The sequence below is a fragment of the Oscillibacter sp. genome, from assembly GCF_032060045.1.
In the GTDB taxonomy this organism is placed as follows: Bacteria; Bacillota; Clostridia; order Oscillospirales; family Oscillospiraceae; genus Oscillibacter.
The window spans coordinates 1-8,131 of the sequence record NZ_DAMBZJ010000041.1 but is presented as its reverse complement, the minus strand read 5'-3'; the positions used below and the strand labels follow the sequence as shown (position 1 = coordinate 8,131).

The 8,131-nt window shown below is 49.8% G+C and carries 10 protein-coding genes; all 10 read left to right on the top strand.

The window, feature by feature from the left end; translation table 11 throughout:
- On the top strand, positions 1 to 1,619 hold a 1,619-nt coding region (locus RT018_RS13695; protein ID WP_312942864.1), incomplete at its 5' end, for a helicase HerA domain-containing protein.
- Between the two features lie 312 nt (positions 1,620 to 1,931).
- The gene (locus RT018_RS13690; RefSeq protein ID WP_195199111.1) at positions 1,932 to 2,966 is read left to right on the top strand and encodes an amidoligase family protein; all 1,035 of its coding nucleotides are present in this window, start codon (positions 1,932 to 1,934) and stop codon (positions 2,964 to 2,966) included.
- 10 nt (positions 2,967 to 2,976) lie between these two features.
- Positions 2,977 to 3,480, top strand: coding sequence for a gamma-glutamylcyclotransferase family protein (locus tag RT018_RS13685; protein ID WP_195199110.1), 504 nt, complete (start codon positions 2,977 to 2,979; stop codon positions 3,478 to 3,480).
- A 6-nt stretch (positions 3,481 to 3,486) separates the two neighbouring features.
- Entirely contained in the window at positions 3,487 to 4,584 is a 1,098-nt protein-coding gene (locus RT018_RS13680; protein ID WP_195199109.1) for a M23 family metallopeptidase, read from the top strand.
- A gap of 15 nt (positions 4,585 to 4,599) precedes the next feature.
- Positions 4,600 to 5,517 (top strand): DUF6329 domain-containing protein, encoded by a 918-nt coding sequence (locus tag RT018_RS13675; protein WP_312942863.1) that lies wholly within the window; start codon positions 4,600 to 4,602, stop codon positions 5,515 to 5,517.
- Positions 5,518 to 5,540: 23 nt separating this feature from the next.
- The gene (locus RT018_RS13670; protein WP_312942862.1) at positions 5,541 to 5,789 is read left to right on the top strand and encodes a DUF6103 family protein; all 249 of its coding nucleotides are present in this window, start codon (positions 5,541 to 5,543) and stop codon (positions 5,787 to 5,789) included.
- A 394-nt stretch (positions 5,790 to 6,183) separates the two neighbouring features.
- Positions 6,184 to 6,597 (top strand): hypothetical protein, encoded by a 414-nt coding sequence (locus RT018_RS13665; RefSeq protein ID WP_312942860.1) that lies wholly within the window; start codon positions 6,184 to 6,186, stop codon positions 6,595 to 6,597.
- Positions 6,598 to 6,682: 85 nt separating this feature from the next.
- Positions 6,683 to 6,970, top strand: a complete 288-nt coding sequence (locus RT018_RS13660; RefSeq protein WP_312942859.1) for a hypothetical protein — start codon at positions 6,683 to 6,685, stop codon at positions 6,968 to 6,970.
- Positions 6,971 to 7,117: 147 nt separating this feature from the next.
- A complete protein-coding gene (locus tag RT018_RS13655) occupies positions 7,118 to 7,561 on the top strand; it encodes a hypothetical protein (protein WP_312942858.1) in 444 nt (147 codons plus the stop codon).
- Positions 7,558 to 8,124, top strand: a complete 567-nt coding sequence (locus tag RT018_RS13650) for a hypothetical protein (RefSeq protein ID WP_312942857.1) — start codon at positions 7,558 to 7,560, stop codon at positions 8,122 to 8,124. Before RT018_RS13655 ends, RT018_RS13650 begins: the two co-directional genes overlap by 4 nt.
- Positions 8,125 to 8,131 lie beyond the last annotated feature (7 nt).

Sequence of the window (8,131 nt, the reverse complement as noted above, 5' to 3'; positions counted from 1 at the left end):
CCCTGCGCATCTATACCCGTCATGTTACGCCGGTGGAGGAAAAGAAAATCATTAGCAACGCTGCTAATAAAAACCGTTTGAGCAAGTCCAACACCAACGATTTGCAGCAGACGGTTATGGCAGAAAGCAATCTACAAGATGTGGCAACCATTGTGGCGCAGGCGCACCGGAACCGGGAACCCTTCATCCACTCGGCTGTGTATATTGAGCTGTCCGCACACGATCTGGATCAGCTCAAGCTGTTGCAGACCGAGGTCATGACCGAGCTGATCCGCTCTAAGCTCAACGTAGACCGGCTGATGCTCCGCCAGCAACAGGGCTTCCAATGCGTGATGCCCAGTGGCTTTAACGTGTTTCGTGACCAGTTTGAGCGTGTTCTCCCGGCAAGCTCTGTGGCGAATCTCTATCCCTTTAATTACTCAGGAAAAACAGATGCCAACGGATTTTATGTAGGGCGGGATAAGTTCGGCAGTAATGTGTTGGTGGATTTCAACAAGCGAGCGGATGACAAGACCAACGCCAACATCCTGATTCTTGGCAACAGCGGTCAGGGTAAGAGCTATCTTCTCAAGCTCATCCTGTGTAATCTGCGGGAATCCGGCATGAATATCACCGCACTCGATCCCGAAATGGAGTACGAGGATCTGACCAATAACCTCGGAGGCTGCTTCATCGACCTCATGTCCGGCGAATTCATCATCAATGTGCTGGAGCCGAAAACATGGGATGAAAACGGCAGCCCGGAGGACAAGGATGCGCCGCAGACCTTCCGCATCAGCAGCAAGCTCAGTCAGCATATTTCCTTTCTCAAGGACTTTTTCAGGACGTATAAGGACTTTTCCGACCGGGAGATTGACACCATCGAAATCATGCTGCAGAAGCTGTACGCCAAGTTCGGCATCAGCGACAGTACGAAATTTGACCGGCTGACCGCCAAGGATTATCCCATCCTGTCCGACCTGTATGCGCTGATTGAGGAAGAATACAAAGCCTTTGACGAGAACAGCCGCCAGCTTTACACCGCAGAGCTTTTGCAGAATATCCTGCTGGGGCTTCACTCCATCTGCAAGGGTGCGGAGTCGAAATTCTTTGATGGACATACCAACATCACCGATTCCAGCTTTGTCACCTTTGGTGTGAAAGGGCTGCTGCAGGCCAGCAAGAGCCTGAAAAACGCCCTGCTGTTCAATATTTTATCCTACATGAGCAATGAGCTTCTCACCAACGGCAACACCGCCGCCAGCATCGATGAGTTCTACCTGTTCCTCACCAACCTCACCGCTGTGGAATACGTCCGCAACTTTTCCAAGCGTGTGCGCAAAAAGGACTCTGCGGTGATTATCGCCTCGCAGAATCTGGAGGACTTCAACATCGAGGGCATCCGGGAATACACCAAGCCCCTGTTCAGCATCCCGACCCATCAGTTTCTGTTCAATGCCGGGAATATTGATGCCAAGTTTTATATCGATACCCTCCAGCTGGAGCAGAGCGAATACAACCTGATCCGCTACCCGCAGCGTGGCGTGTGCCTCTACAAATGCGGCAATGAGCGTTACAACCTGATGGTAAATGCTCCGGAGCATAAGGCGAAGCTGTTCGGAAAGGCAGGTGGACGATAGAAAAGAGCTGCGTTGTATTCGTTCAACACAGCTCTTTTCGCAATATTCACTTTGGAAGAACCCCCAGCAAAGTTAAGCCCAATAAATCCAATATTCAGTGTTATGCCTGTAAAACCTATCTTCCTTATCAAACGTTTTATGCTCATAACGCATCCCTCCTTTATCCCTTTAGCTGGGTTTGGCTGGTGGTTCTGCCAAGGACTCAGAGGTCGGTCTTTCCGAAATGAATATTACTTTTTTACTATATCAGAAAACCTAATGACTTTCAAGAAAACAGCTCTTTAACGCTGTGAATGAAAGGATGTGAAAGTTATGGACATAAAAGCCCAGCGCTTCGGCATTGAGGTGGAGCTGACCGGCATCACCCGCAAGGCCGCCGCCGATATTGCCGCCGCCTACTTTGGAACAACTGCTGCGTATGACGGTTCCTATTACGACACCTATGCCGCCATCGACTCCCAAGGCCGCAAGTGGAAATTCATGAGTGATGCCAGCATTACCCCGCAGAGAAAGGATGGCAGGCAGACGGTATCCGCCTCAGCAGAATACAAGACCGAGATGGTCAGCCCTATCTGCCGCTGGGAGGACATCGAAAAAGTACAGGAGCTGGTGCGAAAGCTCCGGGAGGCCGGTGCCATTGCCAACAGCTCCTGCGGCATCCATGTTCATGTGGATGCCTCTCCCTTTGATGCGAATACTTTGCGGAATATCACCAACATCATGGCTGCCAAGGAGGATTTGATCTACAAGGCGCTGCAGGTGTCGGTAGCCAGACAGCACCGCTGGTGCAAGCCGGTGGACAACCGGTTTTTAGAGGAACTGAACAGCAGAAAACCCCGGACATTAGATCAAGTCGGTCGGATTTGGTACAACGGCGAGAGCCGCAGCAACATCCACTACGATGATAGCCGGTACCATTGTTTGAATCTTCACTCTGTGTTCCAGAAAGGCACGGTGGAGTTCCGTTTGTTCAACGGAACCACTCATGCCGGGAAAATCAAGGCCTACATCCAGCTGTGCATGGCAATTTCCGCACAGGCGCTCAACCAGCGCTGTGCCAGCCGAACCAAGACGCAGACCACCAACGAGAAGTACACCTTCCGCACTTGGCTGCTGCGTTTGGGGCTGATTGGGGATGAATTCAAGACCGCCCGTGAGCATCTGCTGAAGAATCTGGACGGCTGTATTGCTTGGCGTGATCCCGCTCAGGCAGAAAAACAAAAGGAACGGATGCGGCAGAAAAAAGAAAAAGAATTGGAGCAGGCACGGCAGGAAGCCCAGCCATCTGCTCCAGAAGAAATCCAAGCCGAGGCAGAAGATGCCCCGGCTTTTACTATGCGAATGTGAGGAGGAAACCATGACGAAGAATCGCTTATACATTGCCTACGGCAGTAATCTGAATCTGCCACAGATGGCATTCCGCTGCCCCACCGCCAAGGTGGTGGGAGCCAGTGAAGTCAAAGGATATGAGCTGCTGTTCCGTGGCGGCAGCCGTGGAGCCGTTGCAACCATTGAGCCGTTGGAGGGCAGCTCTGTGCCTGTGCTGCTATGGAAAATAAGGCCGCAGGACGAGCTTTCCCTCGACCGTTACGAGGGATACCCGAATTTTTACCGCAAGGAAATGTTGGAGGTGGAGCTGAACGGTAAGCCTGTGAATGCAATGGTCTATGTTATGAATGACGGCAGGGAGTTCGGCGCACCCTCGGATTTTTATCTCCACACCATCGCCGAGGGTTATGAAAGCGCAGGCTTTGATACAGATTTTCTGGATCAGGCGGTGGAGAAATCCATCCGGCTGGCACAGGAGCAGCAGGCCGCAGAGGATGCCCAGTTTAATCTTTGGGAACAGAAATGGTGGTGATCCCCGATGGCAGACCCGGCAACCATTACCCTTGCGGTGAAAGCGGCAATCGCTGCAGCCACCGACAAACGTACATGGAAAGCGGCAGGCGTGGTGATCGCCGCCATTCTCACCCCGTTTATTTTAATCATTGTCATGATCATGAGCCTGCTGTCCGGTACCGCAGACCACAACAACTCCGCTGTGGATTTAACCTTTCACGGCGGCAGTATCTCCTCGCAGGTGCCAGCGGAGTACCGGCAGTACATTGAGGATATGCGGGACAGCTTCTCCGATTTGGATGAAGCTGTGTCTGAGATTACGCCCATGATCGAAAGCGGCGGCATCGACAGTACCCGCATGAAATCCATTTTTTATTCTCTGTATTTCGGCGCTGAAAATTTGCGCATGAATGCTTCCGACTACCGAGCCTTTGCGGAGTGCTTCGTCCGGTACGAGGAACGCACCCGTACCGTCACCAATGCGGATGGCAATGAAACCGAGGAAATCTATACGGTTGCTGTTCCCATTACCGACCTGAATGAGATATATGCAAACCTTGAAAGCTCCCTCGGAAGAACCATCACAGAGGAAAACAAGGTCAATGCCGCTCAGATTTACAGCCGTGTGCTTTATGGTCACGGTCTGCCGAGAGATGGGAGTATTGGTGAGGATGAATGGTCTGGCGGTGTGTTTGACGGTGAGATTTACACTGGTGGCGGTGATTTTGCCAGCCCCCTTGGAGTCAACTGGCGCAGCATGGTCACCTCGGAATTCGGCTGGAGGGCAAATCCGTTCGGCGGCGGTGGCGGCGAGGGTCACTCCGGCCTCGACATGGGCGCACCAAAAGGAACACCCATACAGACCGCCCGTACCGGTGTGGTCAGCTATGTAAAGGACTCCGGCAGCAACGGCTACGGCTACCATGTGGTTATTGATCACGGAGATGGTATGGTCACTTTATACGGTCACTGCTCCAAGGTCTATGTTCGTTCCGGGCAGACGGTGCAGCAGGGCGATGTGATTGCCGCCGTGGGCAGCACCGGGCGAAGCACCGGAAACCACCTCCATCTGGAGGTGCGCATCGGCGGTAAGAAAGTAAATCCAAGACAGTTTTTGCCGTAAAGGAGGCGGCTTTATATGAAAGCAATCTTTGAAAGGAAGCCCGCAGATTTCGATCTGCGGAACTTTGAGGTATCAAAAACCATTCGGCTTCCCGCTGATGTTTTTGAAGCTGTGCTGCAGAAACCTATGCGGGATTACGACTTTATTCAGGATAATATAGAACAGATGCACTGCGACAGCAGCGGTGTGTATCACTGCCTGCTGCTGACCGGTGAGGGCAGAAATGACGGACTGCTGGTGGAATCGGAGGGCTACAGCTACTGCCGGTACGCCTCCTATGTTCCCAACATTTCCGCTCTAACCTCCCCGGCCTTGCAGCAACTTAACGAGCTGATGACAGCCGCAGCGGACTACATCGTGACTATCGGAACGCAGAACACGACAGAGGGCAATTGGATTATAGGCTTTGATGAGCTGGCACAGCAAACCGGCTTCGAGCATGATTTTAGCAGCATGGATACTCTGCTGGATATGCTCCATGAGCGTGAGGAAGTAGCCAATGTTGAGTTAGGCGACAGCGGCATTGACGTGTGCTATTACCTTGATTTCTGTCCGCAGTACGGCGGTCACCCGGAGGAAGCGGAGCCGGAGCAGCTGCCGGAAGCACCCTCGCCAGTCAGCAGGCTGAAAGATTTACTTCATCTCCATTGGGAGGATATCCATCTGCTACACAAGGATGTGGAGATACAGCCTGCCACCATCGTGGAGCTTAATGAGCATACCCTGACCAATGCCGGGAAAGAGGCATGGGCTGATGTTTTGGATGCTGAGGTGGTCAAGGTTTACAACGGCTACTACGGTTTGCAGATGGAACTGGAAAAGGTGAAGCCCCGCCGCTTGGAGGAATTCTCGTCCATGCTTGCCGGGTACTGTCCGGTATCGGATTATGAAAAATGGGTCACGCTGATGCCCCCTCTCAGTCACCTGAAATGAAACTATGAATGGAGGAAAATATAATGAAAAAGGCAACACTGACGGTCAGCTTTGACAGCGAAAAGCTGGATGCCCTGACCTACCACATGAGCAAAAAGGATACGGATTTGCAGACGGAGCTGGAGGATACCGTCCAGAAGCTCTATGAAAAGCACGTTCCACAGGCCACCCGTGAATACATTGACGATAAGCTCTCCCGTGAGGCCGCTGCAAAACCTAAAAGACCGGTTCGCCCTGCTGCGGCAGGCGGCTCTGATAATAGGCTGACGTAAACAGTAACGCTGTCCGGGCGTGTGGGCGGCGGTGTTGCCCTGTGTGGCCTTTTGTCAGGCAGGGTGGCATCCTGATACCCATTAACATCGTACCGCCCACGTTGCGCCCATGTGGAGAGAATGTGAGAAAGCCCCGGATGCGGCGATAAATCCTCAGAATGAGGGCATTCCGGTAGGGTCGAAAGTGGTGCAGGTTAAAGGAGTTATGCTGCTTTGGCAGCACAACTCCCCTGAACACCGACCGGCAAAGCCGTTCGGGGATTCCGAAGTGACATAACTTTCTGAGCGAAGCCCCAATTTGTTATGCCGGTTTCAGAAAAAGGCAAGGAAAACCGGGCGTTTCCGGAGCTTACACTGTATACCAGGGCAGAATTCACAGAGAAAAGGAGGCAGTATGGCAAAGGAACCGGAAAAAGTCCGCACCGGCTTTTATATCGAAAAGGAAGTGCTGGATCGGTGCGACGAGCTGCTGGAGCAGGCCAATGTGAAATCCCGCAATGAATTTGTCACTGAGGCGTTGAAGTTTTACTGTGGGTATCTTACCTCACAGAAAATCGAAAACTATCTGCTGCAGAGCTTCTCCTCTGTCCTCGTCAGCACCATCCGGGATACGGAAAACCGTCTGGCCAGAATGGATTTCAAAATTGCCACCGAGCTTTCCAAGCTTTCTCATGTGGTGGCACACACCCATGCAGTTGACGAGCAGGCTCTTCAAAGCCTACACTTAAAATGTGTGGAGGAAGTCAAGCGGATCAACGGTGCGGTTGATTTCGAGGATGCATATAACTACCAAAAGAGGCGAACCTAAAAATACAAGCGCTCTTTGTTTCTTTTTGGTATGGACTATGACGACACATTGGTTTATGGTGTGTTGCGAAAGGAGGTAACGTGCAATGGAGAAAAGTGAAATCTTTGAATCAGTCATCCGAGAATTGACGGAAACCGCAATTGAAAAGCGCAAGGAAGCTCTGGACGACAGTGGGCTGCAGCTTTATGCAGAGGTAAAGGCTCTCAGCTCTCAGGCTCAAGAGATTGTCAAATCACTACCGGAGGATCAGCAGAAAATTCTCACCGATTACTTTGAGAAAACCAATCTGATTGCCGATCACGAATGCCAACACCTCTATGTGCAAGGTGCAAAGGATTGTGTGGAGTTACTGAAAAAGCTCGGTGCGCTGTAGGAAACATAGGTAGACCGGCCTCTGCGGGAGCAGAGGTTTTTTTACATACTGGTGGTGAATTTTGTCACAAACCATGGTATAATTTTGTTAATAAATTGTATGAGCTTCTTTCATTTCTATGAATGTCACTCTGAAAGGATTATGTATATGGAAAATACATTTAAGCAAGGAAAATATACTTTTGTAGAGTTAAAGGCTAAGAAAGGTTATAGGCCTTACCGAGTTAGATGCCTTGAAACTGGAGAGGAAAAGGATAGTTCTATTAGCTATGCAGATGCTGCAGGACTACTCTTAGACACCTATAGTTTTGCAGATGAGCTTTTGAAATCCGATAGTCAAAATCAAAACTACATAGAAAAAATATTCTCTCAGCTATTAGGCAAGAAGAAAAGCGAGTGCGCCAGCATAGTCAAAGATGAGGTTGCGCTTTCAGGAAAAATCCAAGGATGCATTACGCAGATTTTGAGCGCAGAAAAATTAGAACCGCTGTTGGAATACCAAACTAAATATTTTAATATTAGTGTACTTTTTGAAAATGGACTCACTCGTGGAGCAACAAAAATTATAGTCAAAAAAGGAGGTGTTGAATGAAAATTTCAATAAACCGGCTTGGCGTACCTCAGCAATCAAAAACTGGTAAGGTTACAAAAACGATTTGCGTTATCATCGGAATCGTTGTTTTTCTATTAGTAGCGATTGTTGCCTTTATTGTGATAGAGAGTTTTATTAGGCAAAAGCTATTGCCAGCAGGTGATACGAATGTAGTCACTTGGTCAGCTTCGCTAGCATCTTATTGGGGCGCTGTTTTAGGCGGAATTGTTTCAGGGTTAATGGCTCTCGGTGGAACGTTCATTATGATTAATTACTATCGCCAATCTGATATTCAAAACAAAATGAATGAAAACAGGCCTTTTATAAATATATCGGTTCAGAGCTGGTGTACCACAAATGAAAGAAATACTATTTTATTCAAATTGGGCGAGGGAGAACACTCTACATTTATAGAACTTGCCTTCAAAAATATTGGAAAAGGCTTTGCCCAAGTGTTAGCTTACTATGATGGATCGAATTTAGGTGGTACTGTATTTAGATCTACATTAGAACAGTGTGTTCGTCAAGTAAAAATGTTAGCAAAAGGTCCCCGAAAAGGTTAGCACCCTG

What these genes read in the sequence shown, in the direction of transcription:
- RT018_RS13690 (WP_195199111.1), top strand. Translation starts at nt 1,932, where the DNA reads ATGGACATAAAAGCCCAGCGCTTCGGCATTGAGGTGGAGCTGACCGGC.
- RT018_RS13685 (WP_195199110.1), top strand. Translation starts at nt 2,977, where the DNA reads ATGACGAAGAATCGCTTATACATTGCCTACGGCAGTAATCTGAATCTG.
- RT018_RS13680 (WP_195199109.1), top strand. Translation starts at nt 3,487, where the DNA reads ATGGCAGACCCGGCAACCATTACCCTTGCGGTGAAAGCGGCAATCGCT.
- RT018_RS13675 (WP_312942863.1), top strand. Translation starts at nt 4,600, where the DNA reads ATGAAAGCAATCTTTGAAAGGAAGCCCGCAGATTTCGATCTGCGGAAC.
- RT018_RS13670 (WP_312942862.1), top strand. Translation starts at nt 5,541, where the DNA reads ATGAAAAAGGCAACACTGACGGTCAGCTTTGACAGCGAAAAGCTGGAT.
- RT018_RS13665 (WP_312942860.1), top strand. Translation starts at nt 6,184, where the DNA reads ATGGCAAAGGAACCGGAAAAAGTCCGCACCGGCTTTTATATCGAAAAG.
- RT018_RS13660 (WP_312942859.1), top strand. Translation starts at nt 6,683, where the DNA reads ATGGAGAAAAGTGAAATCTTTGAATCAGTCATCCGAGAATTGACGGAA.
- RT018_RS13655 (WP_312942858.1), top strand. Translation starts at nt 7,118, where the DNA reads ATGGAAAATACATTTAAGCAAGGAAAATATACTTTTGTAGAGTTAAAG.
- RT018_RS13650 (WP_312942857.1), top strand. Translation starts at nt 7,558, where the DNA reads ATGAAAATTTCAATAAACCGGCTTGGCGTACCTCAGCAATCAAAAACT.